The sequence below is a fragment of the Streptomyces sp. NBC_00287 genome (assembly GCF_036173105.1).
Taxonomy (GTDB): Bacteria; Actinomycetota; Actinomycetes; order Streptomycetales; family Streptomycetaceae; genus Streptomyces.
In genome coordinates this window covers 6,199,884-6,217,698 of sequence record NZ_CP108053.1, presented here as the reverse complement: position 1 = coordinate 6,217,698, position 17,815 = coordinate 6,199,884, and the positions used below count along the sequence as shown (strand labels likewise).

Annotated in this window: 15 protein-coding genes; 7 read left to right on the top strand and 8 right to left on the bottom strand. The window is 71.2% G+C overall.

What is annotated here, in order from left to right:
- Positions 1-165: 165 nt before the first annotated feature.
- A complete protein-coding gene (locus tag OHT76_RS28475) occupies positions 166-552 on the bottom strand; it encodes an MGMT family protein (RefSeq protein WP_328873712.1) in 387 nt (128 codons plus the stop codon).
- Between the two features lie 186 nt (positions 553-738).
- On the opposite strand from OHT76_RS28475, the gene OHT76_RS28470 reads away from it, so the two are divergent.
- The 3 genes from OHT76_RS28470 to OHT76_RS28460 all read left to right on the top strand — a co-directional run bounded on the left by OHT76_RS28470 (position 739) and on the right by OHT76_RS28460 (position 6,772).
- Positions 739-3,468, top strand: coding sequence for a lysylphosphatidylglycerol synthase transmembrane domain-containing protein (locus OHT76_RS28470; RefSeq protein ID WP_328873711.1), 2,730 nt, complete (start codon positions 739-741; stop codon positions 3,466-3,468).
- Positions 3,469-3,541: 73 nt separating this feature from the next.
- Positions 3,542-5,086: an alpha/beta hydrolase gene (locus OHT76_RS28465; RefSeq protein ID WP_328873710.1), complete on the top strand. Its 1,545-nt coding sequence runs from the start codon at positions 3,542-3,544 to the stop codon at positions 5,084-5,086.
- Positions 5,087-5,221: 135 nt separating this feature from the next.
- Positions 5,222-6,772: an alpha/beta hydrolase gene (locus OHT76_RS28460; protein WP_328873709.1), complete on the top strand. Its 1,551-nt coding sequence runs from the start codon at positions 5,222-5,224 to the stop codon at positions 6,770-6,772.
- Between the two features lie 62 nt (positions 6,773-6,834).
- Here the strand turns inward: OHT76_RS28460 and moeZ are convergent, their stop codons facing one another.
- From moeZ to OHT76_RS28425, 7 genes are all read right to left on the bottom strand, one after another.
- Positions 6,835-8,013: an adenylyltransferase/sulfurtransferase MoeZ gene (moeZ, locus tag OHT76_RS28455; protein ID WP_328873708.1), complete on the bottom strand. Its 1,179-nt coding sequence runs from the start codon at positions 8,011-8,013 to the stop codon at positions 6,835-6,837.
- A gap of 63 nt (positions 8,014-8,076) precedes the next feature.
- A complete protein-coding gene (locus tag OHT76_RS28450; RefSeq protein ID WP_328873707.1) occupies positions 8,077-8,826 on the bottom strand; it encodes a spherulation-specific family 4 protein in 750 nt (249 codons plus the stop codon).
- Positions 8,814-9,773, bottom strand: coding sequence for an NAD-dependent epimerase/dehydratase family protein (locus OHT76_RS28445; protein ID WP_328873706.1), 960 nt, complete (start codon positions 9,771-9,773; stop codon positions 8,814-8,816). Before OHT76_RS28445 ends, OHT76_RS28450 begins: the two co-directional genes overlap by 13 nt.
- 130 nt (positions 9,774-9,903) lie before the next feature.
- Positions 9,904-11,160: a hypothetical protein gene (locus tag OHT76_RS28440; RefSeq protein ID WP_328873705.1), complete on the bottom strand. Its 1,257-nt coding sequence runs from the start codon at positions 11,158-11,160 to the stop codon at positions 9,904-9,906.
- On the bottom strand, positions 11,157-12,863 hold the full coding sequence (locus tag OHT76_RS28435) for a DUF3492 domain-containing protein (RefSeq protein ID WP_328873704.1): 1,707 nt from the start codon (positions 12,861-12,863) through the stop codon (positions 11,157-11,159). Before OHT76_RS28435 ends, OHT76_RS28440 begins: the two co-directional genes overlap by 4 nt.
- A 220-nt stretch (positions 12,864-13,083) precedes the next feature.
- The gene (locus OHT76_RS28430) at positions 13,084-14,634 is read right to left on the bottom strand and encodes a DUF3152 domain-containing protein (protein WP_328873703.1); all 1,551 of its coding nucleotides are present in this window, start codon (positions 14,632-14,634) and stop codon (positions 13,084-13,086) included.
- A gap of 7 nt (positions 14,635-14,641) precedes the next feature.
- Complete coding sequence (locus OHT76_RS28425; protein WP_328873702.1) at positions 14,642-15,658, bottom strand: alpha/beta fold hydrolase; 1,017 nt, start codon at positions 15,656-15,658, stop codon at positions 14,642-14,644.
- Between the two features lie 241 nt (positions 15,659-15,899).
- Between OHT76_RS28425 and OHT76_RS28420 the strand changes: the two genes are divergently transcribed.
- The 4 genes from OHT76_RS28420 (at position 15,900) to OHT76_RS28405 (ending at position 17,794) form a co-directional block, all read left to right on the top strand.
- Positions 15,900-16,124 (top strand): hypothetical protein, encoded by a 225-nt coding sequence (locus OHT76_RS28420; RefSeq protein WP_328873701.1) that lies wholly within the window; start codon positions 15,900-15,902, stop codon positions 16,122-16,124.
- Positions 16,125-16,322: 198 nt separating this feature from the next.
- Positions 16,323-16,967: a TetR/AcrR family transcriptional regulator gene (locus OHT76_RS28415; RefSeq protein ID WP_328873700.1), complete on the top strand. Its 645-nt coding sequence runs from the start codon at positions 16,323-16,325 to the stop codon at positions 16,965-16,967.
- Between the two features lie 134 nt (positions 16,968-17,101).
- Positions 17,102-17,329, top strand: coding sequence for a DUF3107 domain-containing protein (locus OHT76_RS28410; protein ID WP_247468118.1), 228 nt, complete (start codon positions 17,102-17,104; stop codon positions 17,327-17,329).
- Between the two features lie 195 nt (positions 17,330-17,524).
- Positions 17,525-17,794, top strand: a complete 270-nt coding sequence (locus tag OHT76_RS28405) for a hypothetical protein (protein ID WP_328873699.1) — start codon at positions 17,525-17,527, stop codon at positions 17,792-17,794.
- The last annotated feature ends 21 nt before the right edge of the window (positions 17,795-17,815 follow it).

Below are 17,815 nucleotides of genomic sequence, written 5' to 3'. Positions count from 1 at the left end.
GCTACGCCGACGGATCCGGCGGAAGCAGGGCTTCCGATTCATCCCTCGGGGCGCTCGCGTCACATGCGTCCCTCGACTCACGAACGTACGTCATGCCACGGACGTGCCCCTGTTCCCCCATACGGATCACGGGTCACACCGCGGCCCGTCGAATGGCGGAAGCTGTCAGGTGTGACCTTCCGCGCGTTCGCCGCCGTCCCATCGCGCCCGCTTCATGTCGAGGCGCGGCAGGTGCCCCTCGGTGGTTCGGCCGGCCTGCTTCAGGGGCGTGCCCTCGGTGCGATAGTGGCCGAGCGCCCGCAGCTCGTGCCCCGGGAGCAGGACGCCGTCCGCGCGGACGACACGCCACCACGGAACGGCTCCGCCGTACAGGGCCATCACCCGGCCGACCTGTCTCGGGCCGCCCTCCTGGAGCCACTCGGCGACGTCCCCGTACGTCATGACACGCCCCGGCGGGATCAGTTCGGCGACCTCGAGGACCCGCTCGGCGTACTCGGGCAGCGCGTCCGCGTACTCCGGGTGGGCGTCCTCCGGAAGGCTCTCCTCGCTCATCCGCCCCATCCTGCACCACCCCACCGACAATGTGACGGGCCCGCGACGGTGCGTGGCCCTCGCCCCCGGGCGGCGCTTCCGGCAGACTGTGCGCCCCCGCATCTGCACCCTGACGCCCCCGTGTGTCGGTGGGGCATGCCACCATCGTGCGGGCGGTGACCGTTGATACGAGATCAAGAAGAGCAGATGAAGCAGCAGGGTGTGCACCCCGAGGATGCGGAGAGCACCTCTGAGGCTTCGTCGCGCCCGGACGCCGCTGACGACAGGAAGGGCGCGGCCACGAACGACGCCGACAAGCCCGCGGAGTACGACGAGCCGCGCACCGACGAGGTGGAGGGCGACGAACCGCTGCTCCCCGCGCGCGTGCACCGTCCCTCCGACCTCATGCGGCTGCTGGTGGGCGTCCTCGCGGTGGCCGTGCTGATCGCCATCGCCGCCTTCGCGCACGGCACCACCTCGGGCCTCGAACAGGACATCAACAAGGGCACCGGACAGGCGCCCGACCTGCTCATCAAGATCGCGGGACTGGCCTCCAGCATCGCGATCCTGCTGGTGCCGGTCGCGTTCGCGATCGAACGGCTGATCAAACGTGACGGGCTGCGTATCGCCGACGGTGTGCTCGCCGCCGTCCTCGCACACGGTGTGACACTCGCCACCGATCTCTGGGTCGCCAAGGCCGCCCCCGACTCGATCCAGGAGGCGCTCACCCAGCCCTCCCCGGGCGACATCAACGCCCTCACCGACCCGGTGCACGGCTATCTGGCCCCGGTCATCGCGTACATGACCGCCGTCGGCATGTCCCGCCGGCCGAGATGGCGCGCCGTGCTGTGGATCGTGCTGCTGCTCGACGCCTTCTCGATGCTCGTCACCGGGTACACCACTCCGTTCTCGATCATCCTCACGGTGCTGATCGGCTGGACCGTGGCCTACGGCACGCTGTACGCGGTCGGCTCCCCCAATGTCCGTCCCACCGGCCGGACGCTGATGGCGGGCCTGCGGACCGTCGGCTTCCGCCCGGTGAGCGCGGCCCGGGACGAGACCCCGGACCACGGCGACAGCGGCGACCGCGGCCGACGCTATTTCGTCACCCTGGAGGACGGCCCACCACTGGACGTCACGGTGGTCGACCGTGAGCAGCAGGCACAGGGCTTCTTCTACCGGGTATGGCGCAATCTGACGCTGCGCGGCATCGCCACCCGCCGCAGCCTCCAGTCGCTGCGCCAGGCGCTGGAGCAGGAGGCGCTGCTCGCCTACGCGGCCATCGCGGCCGGGGCGAACGCGCCCAAACTCATCGCGACCTCCGAGCTCGGCCCCGACGCGGTCATGCTGATCTACGAGCACAGCGGTGGACGCACGCTGGACTCACTCGCCGACGAGGAGATCACCGACGAGCTGCTGCGCAACACCTGGCATCAGGTGCGGGCTTTGCAGTCCCGGCGCATCGCGCACCGCAGGCTCGCCGGTGACGCGATTTTGGTGGATCGTTCCGGCACGGTGATCCTCACCGATCTGCGCGGTGGCGAGATCGCGGCCGGCGAGCTGCTGCTGCGCATGGACATCGCCCAGCTGGTGACGACGCTCGGGCTCCGGGTGGGCGCCGAACGCGCCGTCGCCTCGGCGGTCGGCGTACTCGGCCCCGACGCCGTGGCCGACTGTCTGCCGATGCTCCAGCCCATCGCGCTGACGCGCTCCACGCGCGCGACGCTGCGCAGGCTCGCCCGGGAGCGGGCGGAGCGCGAGCGCGAGGCGGTCCTGGAGGCGTCCCGGCAGGCCAAGCACGCGCGCGTGGAGGCCGCCGCCGACAACACCGGGCCCGTCGTCCTGGAAAAGGCCGTCAAGAAAGCCGTACGGGCCCAGGAGCGGGCCGAGAAGCGGGCCATCGACGAAGCCATCGAAGAAGCGCGCGAGGAGGATCTGCTCACCCAGATCCGGCACGAGGTGCTGCGGATCAGGCCGCAGGCGCCGGTCGAACCGGCCCGTCTGGAGCGGGTGCGGCCGCGCACGCTGATCAGCTTCATCGCCGGTGCCATCGGCGCGTACTTCCTGCTGACACAGCTCACCCACATCGAGTTCGGCCCGCTGGTCTCCAACGCCGAATGGGGCTGGGTCGCCGCGGCCGTGCTGTTCTCCGCGGCCAGCTACTTCGCGGCGGCGATGGCGCTGCTCGGATTCGTGCCGGAGCGGGTGCCGTTCATGCGGACGGTGGGGGCGCAGGTCGCCGGATCCTTTGTGAAGATCGTCGCGCCGGCCGCGGTGGGCGGGGTCGCCCTCAACACCCGGTTCCTGCAACGCTCGGGCGTGCGACCGGGGCTCGCGGTGGCAAGTGTGGGCGCGTCCCAGTTGTTCGGGCTCGGCTGCCACATCCTGATGCTGCTGTCCTTCGGCTATCTGACCGGTACGGAGAAGACACCGTCGCTGTCGCCGTCCCGGACGGTCATCGCGGGTCTGCTGACGGTCGCGGTGCTGGTGCTCGTGGTGACCTCGGTGCCGTTCCTGCGGAAATTCGTCGTCACGCGCGTGCGGTCGCTCTTCGCGGGCGTCGTGCCGCGCATGCTCGATGTGCTCCAGCGGCCCCAGAAGCTGATCACGGGCATCGGCGGCATGCTGCTGCTGACGGCGTGCTTCGTGATGTGCCTGGACGCGTCGATCCGCGCGTTCGGCGACGAGCAGACGTCGATCAGCCTCGCCAGCGTCGCCGTGGTCTTCCTCGCGGGCAACGCGCTCGGCTCCGCCGCCCCGACACCGGGCGGTGTGGGCGCGGTCGAGGCGACCCTGACGGTCGGTCTGATCGCCGTCGGCCTGCCCAGTGAGGTCGCCGCTCCGTCGGTCCTGCTGTTCCGACTGCTCACCCTGTGGCTGCCCGTGCTGCCGGGCTGGCTGGCCTTCAACCACCTCACACGCAAGGGCGCACTCTAGGGCGTGCACAGCCCCGTACCTCGTACGGACCGTGCCCCGAGCGTCCCGTCGTGCGCGACCGCAGGATGGGATCATGCCGAACCCCTCCCGCCTGCGCGCCGCCGTCCTGACCGCCTCCGCCGTGCTGCTGTCCTCGCTGCTGGCGGGGTGCGGTGACGACTCCCAGGACGAGGATCTGACGGCCCAGAAGCTGAGCTGGAAGGACTGCCCGGCCCCCTCCCAGGCGGAGGGCGGAGGTGCCGCCCCCTCGCCGCTGCCCAACGGCGACGAGTGGCAGTGCGCCACGATGAAGGCGCCCCTGGACTGGGACGAGCCCAAGGGGGACACGATCGGCCTCGCGTTGATTCGCGCCGAGACCAGCGGCGACGAGAGCCGGCGCATCGGCTCGCTGCTGTTCAACTTCGGCGGGCCCGGCGGCTCGGGCATCACCACGCTGCCCGCCTTCGGCGAGGACTACGCGAAACTGCGCACCCGATACGACCTGGTCAGCTTCGACCCGCGCGGGGTCGGCCGCAGCGCCCCGGTGGAGTGCCAGAACGACCAGCAACTCGACGCCTACTTCCAGCAGGACGGGACGCCGGACGACGCCACCGAGCGCACCGAGCTGGTGGACAACACCAAGGAGTTCAACGCGGCCTGCGAGAAGAACTCCAAGAAGATGCTGCCGCAGGTGCGCACCACGGACGCGGCCCGCGACATGGACCTGATGCGCCAGGTCCTCGGCGACGACAAGCTGCACTACTTCGGCATCTCCTACGGCACCGAACTCGGCGGTGTGTACGCGCACCTGTTCCCCGAGCGCGTCGGCCGTGCCGTCTTCGACGCGGTCGTCGACCCGACACAGAACCCCGAACAGGGCTCGCTCGGACAGGCCGAGGGGTTCCAGCTGGCGCTCGACAACTTCGCCGAGGACTGCACCTCGAAGGTCGAGGACTGTCCGATCGGGGACAGCGCACAGGATGTGAAGGACCGCATCGCCGAGCTGCTGACGGACCTCGACAAGAAGCCGCTGCCGGGCATCTTCCCGCGCGATCTGACCCAGACCGCCGCGACCAACGGCATCGCGCAGGCGCTGTACTCACAGGACTTCTGGGAGTACCTCACCGAGGGCCTGCAGCAGGCGTACGACGGTGACGGCCGGATCCTGATGCTGCTGTCCGACTCGATGAACGGCCGCAGCGAGAACGGCGAGTACAGCAACATCACCGCGGCCAACGTGTCCATCAACTGCGCCGACGACAAGCCGCGCTACACCGCCGAGTACGTGCAGTCGAAGCTGCCGGAGTTCCGGGCGGCCTCCGAGCTGTTCGGTGACTTCCTGGCCTGGGGCATGGTCTCCTGCACCGACTGGGAGGTGGCCGGCGCAGCCGACCACCCCGACGTGAGCGCGCCCGGCTCGGCGCCGATCCTCGTGGTGGGCAACACCGGCGACCCGGCCACGCCGTACGAGGGGGCACGGAAGATGGTGCAGGCGCTGGGCGAAGGCGTGGGTGTCGAGCTGACGTACAAGGGTCAGGGGCACGGCGCCTACGACTCCAAGAACAAGTGCGTGCAGAACGCGGTGGACGGCTACCTGCTGGACGGGAAGGTGCCCGCGGCGGGCACCGTCTGCTCCTGACACCACCCCCAGGCTCGATAAAGGCGCAGGTCAGAAGGTTATCCACAGGCCGGAGCAGGTCTCGCGTGCTCCGCCTACTATGGCCTGACCGCCATCCGCTGCACGGTGCGGACGGCCTGCGAGGGGGTAGTGCACATGGCGCGTTTCGTACGGTGGGCGGCTCTGACAGCCGCCACCGCGCTCCTGGTCACGGGGTGCAGTTCGGGGAGCGACGGAGGCAGTGACAGCAAGGGCGAGGAGACCGGCAGCGGGACACCGTCGGCCGGTTCCACCGACTCCGGGGCGCCGCTGCCCGCTTCCCTGACCTCCCAGAAGCTCGACTGGGACGGCTGCGAGGCCACCGAGGACTCGGCGGCGCCCGGGGGCGACTGGCAGTGCGCGACGCTCAAGGTGCCGCTGGACTGGGCCGAGCCGGAGGGCGAGACGATCGGGATCGCGCTGATCCGCGCCAAGGCGACCGGGGACGACCGCATCGGCTCGCTGCTGTTCAACTTCGGCGGGCCCGGCGGCTCGGGCGTCTCGATGATGCCGTACTACAGCACCACCGCGTCCAAGCTGCACGAGCGCTACGACCTGGTGAGCTTCGACCCGCGCGGGGTCGCCGCCAGTGAGGGTGTGCGCTGCCGCGGCGACAAGGAGATCCAGGCGGCCGAGACGGTGGACGCCACTCCGGACACCGCGGCCGAGGAGACGGCGTTCTTCAAGGACGCCGGCGACTTCGGCAAGGGCTGTGCGAAGTCGGCCGGGAAGCTGATGGCCCATGTGTCGACCACCGACACCGCCCGCGACATGGACCTGATGCGCCAGGTCCTCGGCGACAAGAAGATGCACTACTTCGGCATCTCGTACGGCACGGAACTGGGCGGTGTGTACGCCCACTTGTTCCCCGAGAACGTGGGGCGGCTGGTCCTCGACGCGGTGGTCGACCCGAGCGCCGACACCGTGGACCACGCCAAGAACCAGGCCCGGGGCTTCCAGCGGGCGCTGAACAACTACCTGAAGTCCACCGGGCAGGATCCGGAAGAGGGTACGCGGAAGATCGCGGACCTGCTGGAGCGGATCGACGCGAACCCGCTGCCGACGCCGTCGGAGCGGAAGCTGACGCAGACGCTGGCCGTCACCGGCATCGTGCTGCCGCTGTACAGCGAGTCCAGCTGGCCCACGCTCACCAGCGCGCTGGAGGCCGCGGAGGCGGGGGACGGCTCAGAGCTGCTGACGCTCGCCGACGGCTACAACGAGCGCGACACGACGGGGAGCTACGGCACGACGACCCACTCGCAACGGGTCATATCGTGCTTGGACGCCAAGCAGCGGCCCACCGTGGAGGAGACGAAGAAGCTGCTGCCCGAGTTCGAGAAGATCTCGCCGGTGTTCGGAACCTTCCTGGGCTGGGACACGGCCGGCTGGTGCCACGACTGGCCGGTGCCGGGACAGCACGACTCCCCCGAGGTGAGTGCGCCGGGTGCGGAGCCCGTCCTGGTGGTCGGCAACACCGGCGACCCGGCGACGCCGTACGAGGGCGCCCGGAAGATGGCGGACGAGCTGGGGAAGGACGTCGGTGTGGTGCTCACCTGGAAGGGCGAGGGCCACGGTGCCTACGGCAGCGGGAGCGACTGCGTCGACTCCACGGTGGACGACTACCTGCTCTCCGGCACGGTTCCAAAGGACGGCAAGGTCTGCTCATGACGACGGCGGGGGCTCCGGGCGCCCTTGGCGTCCGGAGCCCCCGCCGTACGGGAGACCTGAGGTCAGTAGACCGGCTTGTGCGGCTCGATCTGGTTGACCCAGCCGATCACGCCGCCGCCGACGTGGACGGCGTCGGAGAAGCCCGCGGACTTCAGGACCGCGAGGACTTCCGCACTGCGGACACCCGTCTTGCAGTGCAGGACGATCTTCTTGTCCTGCGGGAGGCCCTCCAGGGCGGTGCCCATGAGGAACTCGTTCTTCGGGATCAGCTTGGCGCCCGGGATGGAGACGATCTCGTACTCGTTGATCTCGCGGACGTCAATGATCTCGAGGTTCTCGCCGTCGTCGATCCACTCCTTGAGCTGCTTGGGAGTGATCGTCGAGCCGGCGGCCGCCTCCTGGGCCTCCTCGGAGACGACGCCGCAGAAGGCCTCGTAGTCGATGAGCTCGGTGACGGTCGGGTTCTCGCCGCAGACGGCGCAGTTCGGGTCCTTGCGAACCTTGACCTGGCGGTACTGCATCTCCAGGGCGTCGTAGATCATCAGTCGGCCGACCAGCGGCTCGCCGATGCCCGCGAGGAGCTTGATGGCCTCGTTGACCTGGATGGAGCCGATGGACGCGCACAGCACGCCCAGGACGCCGCCCTCGGCGCAGGAGGGGACCATGCCGGGGGGCGGGGGCTCCGGGTAGAGGCAGCGGTAGCAGGGGCCGTGCTCGGCCCAGAAGACGGAGGCCTGGCCGTCGAAGCGGTAGATCGAGCCCCAGACGTACGGCTTGTTCAGCAGCACGGCCGCGTCGTTGACCAGGTAGCGGGTCGCGAAGTTGTCCGTGCCGTCGACGATCAGGTCGTACTGGCTGAAGATGTCCATCACGTTGTCGGCTTCCAGCCGCTCCTCGTGAAGGATCACGTTCACGTACGGGTTGATGCCCAGCACGGAATCGCGCGCGGACTCGGCCTTCGAGCGGCCGATGTCCGCCTGGCTGTGGATGATCTGGCGCTGCAGGTTCGACTCGTCGACCTCGTCGAACTCCACGATGCCGAGGGTGCCGACGCCCGCGGCGGCCAGGTACATCAGCGCCGGCGAACCGAGGCCGCCGGCGCCCACACAGAGCACCTTGGCGTTCTTCAGCCGCTTCTGCCCGTCCATCCCCACATCGGGGATGATCAGGTGGCGGGAGTACCTGCGGACCTCGTCTACGGTGAGCTCAGGAGCTGGCTCGACCAGGGGTGGCAGCGACACGGGGGCTCCGTTGGTCGGTTCATCACTACGGTTGTTCTCTCCGTAACAGTGCCATGGCCTTTTTCATTCCGAGACACCTGTTCCGATCCGCGAGACGATTTCGTCCCAGTAGCCGGGCATGGTCGCCCAGGGATCGATGCTCCCGCCGCCGTCCGTGCGGTCGGTGAACCAGATCGTGGCGGCGCCCTGCCAGCGGGCGATGCGCAGCGCCTCCCCCAGGTGACCGCGGGGCACTCCGTGGACGAAGTGGCAGAAGTGGTCGGGGGGATAGTCCGCCGTCCACTCCGCCACCTGCGACCAGCGGTAGTCGCTCCAGGGCCCGGAGAAGGTGACCAGTTGGTCGGCGTGCTCGGCGTAGCCGGGGTACGGGTGGGTGCCGTGGCCGAGGACGATGTGGGCGTCGTCACGCAGCGCGCGCAGCGTGGTGACCGTGCGCCGGATCTCCGGGAGCGCTGTCCGCTCTGTGGGACAGCGGTCCAGCAGGAAGCCGTCGACCTGGTACCAGTCGAGATAACGGTGGGCCTCGGAGATCAACTCCCCGAAGGAGCGGGCGCCGTAGGTGCTGTCCAGCCGCCCGAGGACCCGGACGCCGGCGCTCCGCAGTCGGCTCGCCGTGGCGAGGCAGTGCGGGTCGGGGCGGCTGCCGGGGCCGTCGGCGACATCGAGGGCGGCCCAGTGGAGGGGCGTGCCGGGGCGGACGAGCTCGGCCCACTCGGCGGGCGCGACGAGGGGGTGGGCGAAGCCGGGGACGCCGAGCCCCGTGCGCAGATCGGTGCTCGCGGTGCCCGGTTTGGTGCTGGTCAGATGCGGCATGCCGCCTCCATCCAGATGTCGGCGAGGGACTCTTCGAGATTGATCCGGGGCCGCCAGCCGAGCCGGTCGCGTGCGGTGCGCACATCGGCCTGCTGCCAGCTGCCGCAGCCGTCCGGGTACGGGTACGCGACGGGGGCCGCGTGGTCCGGGTCGGAGCGGGGGTGGCCGATGGCGGCCCGCAGCGGTCCTGGCGGGCCGTCGAGTTCGTGGAGGGCGCCGCCGTATCCGGCCACGCGGGCGAGGATCGCGGCGGCGTCGCGGAGGCGGACGGCGCGGCCCGAGCCGATGTTGATGACGCCCTGCGCGGCGGAGAGGGACGCCGCGTGCACGGCGCGGGCGACATCGCGGACGTCGATGAAGTCGCGCTGGGCGCCGAGTCCGCCGAGCTTGAGCTCGCCGTCGCCGGACTGCATCGCGCGGCGCATGGCCTCGGCGAGCCGGCCGAGCGGCGATCCGGCGGGCGTGCCGGGGCCCGCCGGTGAGAAGACGCGCAGCACCACGGCGTCCAGGCCGGAGCCGAGGACGAGTTCGGTGGCGGCGAGTTTGCTCACGCCGTACGGGCCGCCGGGGCGCGGCACGGCGTCCTCCGCGGTGGAGGAGCCGGGTTGGCTGGGGCCGTATTCGGCACCGCAGCCGATCTGCACCAGACGCGCGCCGCAGCCGCTGCGGCGCAGGGCCTCGCAGACGGTGGCGACGGCGACGGTGTTGTGGCGGGTGAGTTCGCGGGCGCCGCCGCGGGTGGCGCCGGCGCAGTTGATGACGACGCCCGGGTGGACCGCGTCGAGGAAGCGGGTGAGGGCACCGGGGCTGCCGGACGCGAGGTCGAAGCGGACGTCGGCGTCGTCGCCGCGGCCGAGAGCGGTGAGCTGGACGGCCGGGTCGGCGAGCAGACGGTCGGCGACGTAGCGGCCCAGGTAGCCGTTGGCCCCGATCAGCAGGACTCTCATCGCGCGGCTCCCGGGGCCGAGGGCTCGGGTCGGGAGGTGATCATGTGCGGTTCTCCTTCGGAGGGATGGTCCGGTGCCTGCGGCGGCCTGCGCGCGTGGAGGGAACACGCGCTCGCTCGCACACGTCGCGTCAGCACGGTGCGTCCGGCGTGGCGTGGGCCGAGGCCCGGGTCAGGGTGCGGGAGGAGTGGATGAGCAGGGTCAGGGCGCCAACGCCGCAGACGAGCGTGGGAACGGCGCCCGGTCCCCATGCGGTGACGAGGGAGTCCACGGGGGTGGCCAGGAAGCCGCAGCCGGGGAGGCGGGCGGCGAACACCGAGGCGAGGGCCACGGCCTCGGCGGTCGCGGCGGCGCCGAGGACCGCCACGGGGGCGTGGGTGAAGCCGTGCGCGGCGAGGAGGCGGGCGAGCAGCAGGAGCGCGCCCAGGGCGAGGACTTGGGGGTAGGTGGCGGGCTCGTCCAGGGCGGCGCCGGACAGGGCCGCAAGGGCGGCGAGGGAGGCCAGGAACAGGGCGAAGGTGCCGAGCAGCAAGGGCTGTACGGAGGTGGCGTACTCCTCCAGGCCCCGGCTGGCGGCGAGTCTGCGGCGGGCGCGGGCGGCGAAGAGGTGGGCGCACCCGGCCGCGGGGGCGCAGGACAGGGCGAGCGCGAGGACACCGGCGGCGGCCAGGGGCCAGGCGCCGTCCGGGGAGCCCGTGGGCAGGGCGTGGGGACCGTCGGCGAGGGCCGCCCGGAGGAGTCCGTCGCCGAGGGCCGCGTACGCAATCAGCCAGCAGACCCATGGTGCGGTGGGACGTGGGCGGCGGTCCCCGATGCGCAGCGGGCCGCGGGACACGGCGACGCGCAGCACCACGGCCACGGCCAGGGCGCCCACCACGGCAACGATCAGGCGTGCTTGCCCCTCGGCGAGCCGCAGGGCGGTCACCGCGGCCGCGCACAACGCCCCGGGGAGCAGCGCGAGGAGGGCCCAGTCGGCCCGTACCCGCAGGACGCTCGGGGTCGTGGTGCGCGCCGGTGCGTCCCCGTCACGGGGCACGCGCGCGTACATCTCCTCCGCGAGGGAGAAGACGTCCCGGTGACGGAAGCGGGCCGCGGTGCGGTCGGTGACGCCGTGTGCCTCCAGGCCCGCCGCGATCTCCAGGGGATCCACGGCCCGTTCGCACAGCTCGCGGTGCCGGTGCATCAGCGCCTTCACCGGGTCGACCGCGGTGCGGCGCGCGGTGCTGTGGCGGCGCTCCGTCGCGGGCGCGGAGCCCGGCACATCGGGGTCCGCCACGCCGGGGTCCGGTACGTCCGTCTCCGCCACCAGCGACTCCTCCGACCGTGCGTCCCAGGCCCCGGGGCTGGTCGGTGTCCCGGGGTGGTCCAGTTCGCCGAGCCCGCTCATCGCGCCCCCTCCGCGGCCACCTGCGCAGTGGCCCGTACGGGCGGGCCCGCCGCCCAGCCGGGTCCGCCCCTCGCCATGAGACGTGCGGCGGGGCCGGTCCAGCGGCCGGGGACATGGGCCTCGGCGGGCACGGCGAACGGCAGGGGTTCGCCGGTCGCGTCGAGGACGACGCGGCGGACCGGGCAGCGCGCGACGATCTCCAGGTAAATGCCGTGAAATGCCCTGATGTTCTGCTCGACCGTGAACAGTTCGAGGGCACGCGCGCGTGCGGCGGCGCCCAGGCGCTCGCGGCGCTCCGGGTCGCGCAGCAGCGCCACGCACGCCTCGGCGAGCGCCCGCGGATTGCGCGGGGGTACGACGAGTCCGGTGCCGCCGATGACCTCGACCACCGCGCCCACATCCGTGGACACGGTCGCGCGGCCGCAGAACATGGCCTCGACGAGGCTGATCGGAAAGCCCTCGACGACGCTGGACAGCACGGTCACGGCGCCCGCGGCGTACGCGTCGGCGAGCGTCGGCAGCTCCGGGCCGCCGATCTCCTCGAAGGACACGGGGTTGTCGCCGACGGCGTGCAGTCCGTCCGCCTCGTCGGGGAAGAGCTGCGCGGCCAGCGCCTTGCAGTGGCCGAGATAGGCCGCGCCCTCGGAACCGGCCGGGGCGCCGACGATCCGCAGCCGCGTCTTCGGCTCCTCCTTGCGGATCTCGGCGAAGGCGTGGAGCAGGGAGACCAGGTCCTTGGCGGGTTCCACCCGGCCGACCCAGACGAGGGTGTCGGGACCGGCGCGCTCCGGTGCCTCGCCGACCTCCGCGAAGCGGGATGCGTCCATGCCGGGGTAGACCGTGCGCAGTTTGGCGCGGTCGGCGCCGCAGTGCTCCTGCCAGCGGCGGGCGTGCGCGTTGCCGGGCGTGACGATCTCGGCCCGGCCGTAGATCTCGGCGGCGAGCCGGCCGTGGAAGGCGGCGAGCAGCGCGCGTACGGCGGGCGGGGCGTCGGTGGCGGCGAGGTAGTGCGTACGCAGCCGCACGCCGTACTCGGTCACCAGCAGCGGTACACCCGCGAAGTGCCGGGCGAGCAGTCCGGGCAGGGCCGCCGCGCCACCGGAGGCGGCGTGGCACAGGTCGACCGAGCCCAGCCCTTCGTCCTCGTACCAGTCGAGCGAGAGGGGGCGTAGCGCGCGCTCCAGGTGGGCGGCGACGGTGAGCAGATCGGGGACGCGCGCCTCGCGGGCCGTGCGGAGGGCGCCCGGCGCGCGACAGGCGCGTTCCAGGGCGCGTACGGCGGTCTCGGACCGGAGGGCGCCGGCCAGGCCGCCCTCGTCGCGGGCGAGTTCGGCGAGCCCGTACAGCGCGTTGCCGAAACGGTCCGCCACAACATCCGACGACCTCCCGGAGTCTGCGTCCTGAGGATCGGCTCCGGCACACACCGCCGCGGCCAGCGCGCCGTAGTGCTCGGAGAAGCGCCGGCGCGCACGCCGCCCGTGCGCCACCCCGTCATCCTCCGCACTCCACAGCGGCGCCGTCCGGACCCGTCTGACCTGCGGTGGCAGCGGGACCCAGCCCTCGTCCTCCTGGCGCTCGCTGCGGCTGAGCGCGTAGACGTCGAACTCGTGCTGCCCGAGCCCGCGCACGAGCCGGTCGCACCAGAGCCTGGCGTCACCGCTCACATACGGATAGCCACCCTCCGTAAGCAGTCCGATGCGCACGAGTGCACCCCCGATCTCCCGTAAGGGGAGCCGCCGTTGACCCGACGGCTCGCAGCGGGACGAACGTATGCGGACAAGGCGGTGGCGCGACGGACGGTTGTCCATCGCGCCACCAAAAGGGGTGAACGGTCGTAACTTTCCCGTGCGGGTAGCGTTTGGTCGCGCTAAGAAATCACGCAGCTACGCTTCGTCAGGCCTGGGCCAACTCCCCGCGGGACACTCAGCTCCCCGGATACGCCCAGGCGTTGGGGCGGCAGCTGATCCCGTCATGCTCCAGGAACTTGGTCTGCTGCTGCATGACCGGGGCGAGGTCGCCGTCCTTGTCGCAGGTGACGTGGTGGTAGCCGAGCCGGTGGCCGACCTCGTGGTTGATCAGCATCTGCCGGTAGGCGTGGATCCGATCGCCGTAGGTCTCCGACCCCTGCGCCCATCGATAGGCGTTGATCATCACGCGCTCGGTGGCGGCCGAGTCGCAGGACACGTTGTCCACGGTGGTGTCCAGGCCCGACTTGGCACACCAGTCGGCGGTCGTGCCCGGGCTGGCCAGGGTGATCACGAAATCGGGCTTGCCGGAGTAGACACGCTCGAAGGTGCGTGCGCCGTTGTGCGCCCAACTCCGGTCGTCGTTCAGCGTCTTCTGCACGGCCTGCGCGAAGAGCTCGCCGTCAAGACCGAGCCCCTGTTCCACGTCCACGCGGTAGGTGAACTTCTGCCCCTCGCCGGGCGCCTTGTCGATGCCCTGTACGGCGTCGAACTTCCCCGACCCGTCGAGCGTGGCGCTCAGCGCGTACGTCTTGCCCATCTTCTGCTCGTACGTCAGCGGCGCCACCGCCGACTCCGACGGCGTCGGCCGCCCGTCACTGCGCGAGGCGGAGTCCCGCGCGTCCCGCGCCTGGTCGGTGGCCGACTGCGACTGTACGTCGGAGTCCTCGCCCCGGTCCGTGACCTGGCCGGCGACCACGATCGCGAGCACGGTGGTGACGGCGGCGGCCGCGATACCGGTGAAGGCACGCCCCTTGGAGCCCTTGGCGGAGGCGGGCTCGCCGGTGGGCGGCGGGTAGTCGTCCTCGGTCTCGCTCCGTACGCCGACCTCGGCGGACCAGTCGGTGACGGCGGCGTACGGGTCGGCGGAGGTCCGCGGCGTAAAGACGTCGACGTCCTCGAAGGCATCGACGTACTCCTGCCGAGGCCCACGACGCACAGGCGCGGGCCGCTGCTGCGGTATCCCGACCCCGCTCGCAACCGACCCGCTCCTCAACTCACCCCAGCCACCACCGGCTTCAAGATGCTCGGGATGCCCACCACGAACTCGGGGGACGCCATGCGCGGGGGTGCCGTCGGGGTAGCGGGGGGTGCCATGAGCCGGGGTGCCGTCGGGGTAGCGCGGCACACCATGAGCCGGAGTGCCGTCAGGGAGGCGAGGCATCCCATGAGCCGGAGTCCCATCAGGAAACCGCGGCACACCATGCGCCGGAGTCCCGTCAGGAAGGCCAGGCATCCCATGAGCCGGAGTCCCATCAGGAAACCGCGGCACACCATGCGCCGGAGTCCCGTCAGGAAACCGCGGCACACCATGCGCCGGAGTCCCATCAGGAAACCGCGGCACACCATGAGCCGGAGTCCCATCAGGAAACCGCGGCACACCGCGCGGAGGTGTCCCGTCAGAGACGCGGGGACCCCCCGGCGGCGCCCCCTGAGGAGCCCCCCGCCGTCCCGTCCTGTCCGCTGCGTCTCCCTTGGGCGCAGGCCCCCGCCGGCTGTGGCGTCCCACGCGCGCCTCAGCTCCCCGCGGTCTCGGTCAGTGGCTCACCGTCGTCCGAGGCCGCGTCGGCACCACCGCCCTCGACATCGGCGAGCAGTTCACGGAACGCCCGGGCCACCACGCCCGGATACTCCATCATCGCCACGTGCCCCGCCTCAGGCAGGCTCAGCAACCGGGATTCACGGAAGGCGCGGGCCGCACGCCGGGCCATGCGGTAGCCGACGAGCTGGTCGCGGCCGCCGTAGACGAGGAGCGTCGGGGCGAGGACTCGCTCGGCCTGGCGCCAGAGCGCGTGCTGGCCGCCGAGCGTGTAGGCGTTGACGATCCCGCGCGCGGAACGCGCCATCGCGTCCCAGAAGTACGGCAGTTGCAGCCGCCGCTCCATCTCCTCCACGGCGTTGCGGAACCCCTCCGGGCTCACCCGCCCGGGATCGCCGTAACAAAGGCCCAGGACCCCGCGCACCCGCTGCTCCGCCGACCACTCCCTGGTGATCCGGGTGAAGAGCGCGACCACTCCGGGCACCGCCAGCAGCGCGGTGGGCACGGCGGACCGCTGGACTCGGATCTCGGGAAGGGCGGGCGACACGAGCGTGAGCGTACGGACGAGATCGGGTCGTACGGCGGAGACGCGCGTGGCGACCGCGCCGCCGAGCGAATTGCCGAAGAGATGCACGGGCCCGCGACCCGAGGCGTCGAGGTAACGGATGACCGCCCGCGCGTGGGCGGTGATCGAGTAGTCGCCGTCGTCCGGCGGCGGCGAATCGCCGAATCCGGGCAGGTCCACGGCCTCGCCGTCGACGTCCGCCTCCAGCTCCCGCATCAGGTCCGACCAGTTCTGCGAGGAACCGCCGAGCCCATGGACGTACAACGCCGGCGGCAGCCCCGCGCGGGCCGGCGGCCTGGACCGTACCGTCAGCGTGATTCCCGGCAGCCCGACCGATCGCAGCCGCTCGCCCTCCGCGACCCTGACGGTCGACACCTTCGGCAGTACGTTGGCCGCCGGGGCGGCGGACGGCAGCTCGGTCGAAGACATGCGGCAATGTTACGAGACGATCACGCAGTGGTTCATGTGTTCGCCGTCACAAGAGGCCGGAGTGTCCCATCGGCACCACCGCCCCGAAAACGCGTCCGAATGAGGATCCGAGTGCGCATGGAGTGACCTCACGGACGCGGATCGCATAGCGTCCGGATCGGGTGTCTCCTAGGCTCGTACAGAGGGCACCCGCGTGTGGCCCCTGCTTTTCTCAGGGACGTTCGTAGGAAGGGAGCCCACCATGGCCGTAGACCCCAGCGATCCCGAGACATTCGAGGACGAGGACGCCCAGGAAGCCCAGGAGTTCGACGTCGAGGCCCCCGCGGCCGACGCGGCCGAGCAGCAGGCCGTCGTCTCACCCGACCGCGACGATCCGGTCAATGAAGCCGACCAGGACCGCGCCAACGTCGCCGACCTGGCGGAACAGGCCCGGGTGGTCTCGCACGACGAGGACGACTATCGGTGACCGTCGATGCCGGAGGGCACGACTGAGCAGGAGGGGAGGCGGATTTTTGCCCCGCTCACCCCGCTTTGAAACCTTCCGCACGGCTTTCGCCACCGTCCGGTCCGTGAAATTCTGCGCTCGCACCGCGCACACCAGGGTTACCGAAAAGTACGATGGCGGCGCGGCGCACACCGCATGTGGACGACTTTGGGAGGCGGCGTGACAGCCATCGAGCAGACAGAGGCGGCGCGCCCGCGAGGGACGCGCCTGCCGCGCCGTGCCCGACGCAACCAGCTGCTGGGCGCCGCGCAGGAAGTCTTCGTGGCGCAGGGCTACCACGCGGCCGCGATGGACGACATCGCCGAGCGCGCCGGCGTCAGCAAGCCGGTGCTCTACCAGCACTTCCCGGGCAAGCTCGACCTCTATCTCGCCCTGCTGGACCAGCACTGCGAGTCCCTGATCCAGTCCGTACGCCACGCGCTCGCGTCGACGACCGACAACAAGCAGCGCGTACGGGCGACCATGGACGCGTATTTCGCGTACGTCGAGGACGACGGCGGCGCCTTCCGGCTGGTCTTCGAGTCGGACCTGACCAATGAGCCCGCGGTCCGCGAGCGCGTGGACAAGGTCACGAACGAGTGCGCGGAGGCGATCTGCGACGTCATCGCGGAGGACACGGGCCTCTCCCGCGCGGAGTCGATGCTGCTGGCCTCCGGTCTGGGCGGCCTCGCCCAGGTCGTGGCCCGCTCCTGGCTGCACAGCGACCGCAGCGTCCCGCGCGACCAGGCGGTGCAGCTACTGACCTCGCTCGCCTGGCGAGGCATCGCGGGCTTCCCGCTGCACGGCACCGACCAGCACCACTGACGACAACTTGTTCCCACCCACTGTTCGCTCCTGGCGTTCTTGGGCGGAGCGTGTACGTCCCCTCACCGGGCTAATGTGTGCTGGGTACGGCGCGGAAGGTCGCGCACTTCACTGACCGTCGGAGGGACAAAGCCGTGGAGGTCAAGATCGGCGTGCAGCACGCGCCCCGCGAGATCGTTCTGGAGAGCGGTCAGACTGCCGAGGAGGTCGAGCGGGCGGTGTCCGAGGCGCTGGCCGGCAAGTCGGCGCTGCTGAGCCTCGTGGACGAGCACGGCCGCAAGGTCCTCGTCCCGGCCGACCGTCTCGCGTACGTCGAGCTCGGCGAGCCGGCCCCGCGCAAGGTGGGCTTCGGCGCGCTGTAAACAGCAGCTGCACAGGAGGGCCCGGCGGTTTCCGAAACCGCCGGGCCCTCCGTCGTTCCTGCACCGCTCCCCCACCCGTTCTCCTTCACGGATGGAGCACAGTTCGACCACAGGGGAGGATTGGATTCCGCAGGTCAGGGGTATGACGGGCTACGACCGTATCGAGCAGGCCGGCCATGTGGGAGGGACCCCAACATGCTCTTGGAAGCGCTGAGCTCCGCGATCCTCGGCCTGGCCCTGTCATGGGCGGCAGCCCACCGCCTGCCACACCGCCTGCCCGCCCGCACCCTGGTCCTGTCGACCGGCGTGGCAGGCGCCCTCTTCGGCGCCTTCATCACACACACGGCTCTGGATCTGGGGAACCTGTTCCTGATCCTGGTGGGGGCGGCGGCGGTCTCGGTGGCATCGCTCTCGCTACTGGTGCGCCCGTCGGGAAGAAGAGTGGGCCGCTCAGCAACGGCGTGAAGCGGTAGATCGAAACTCCGC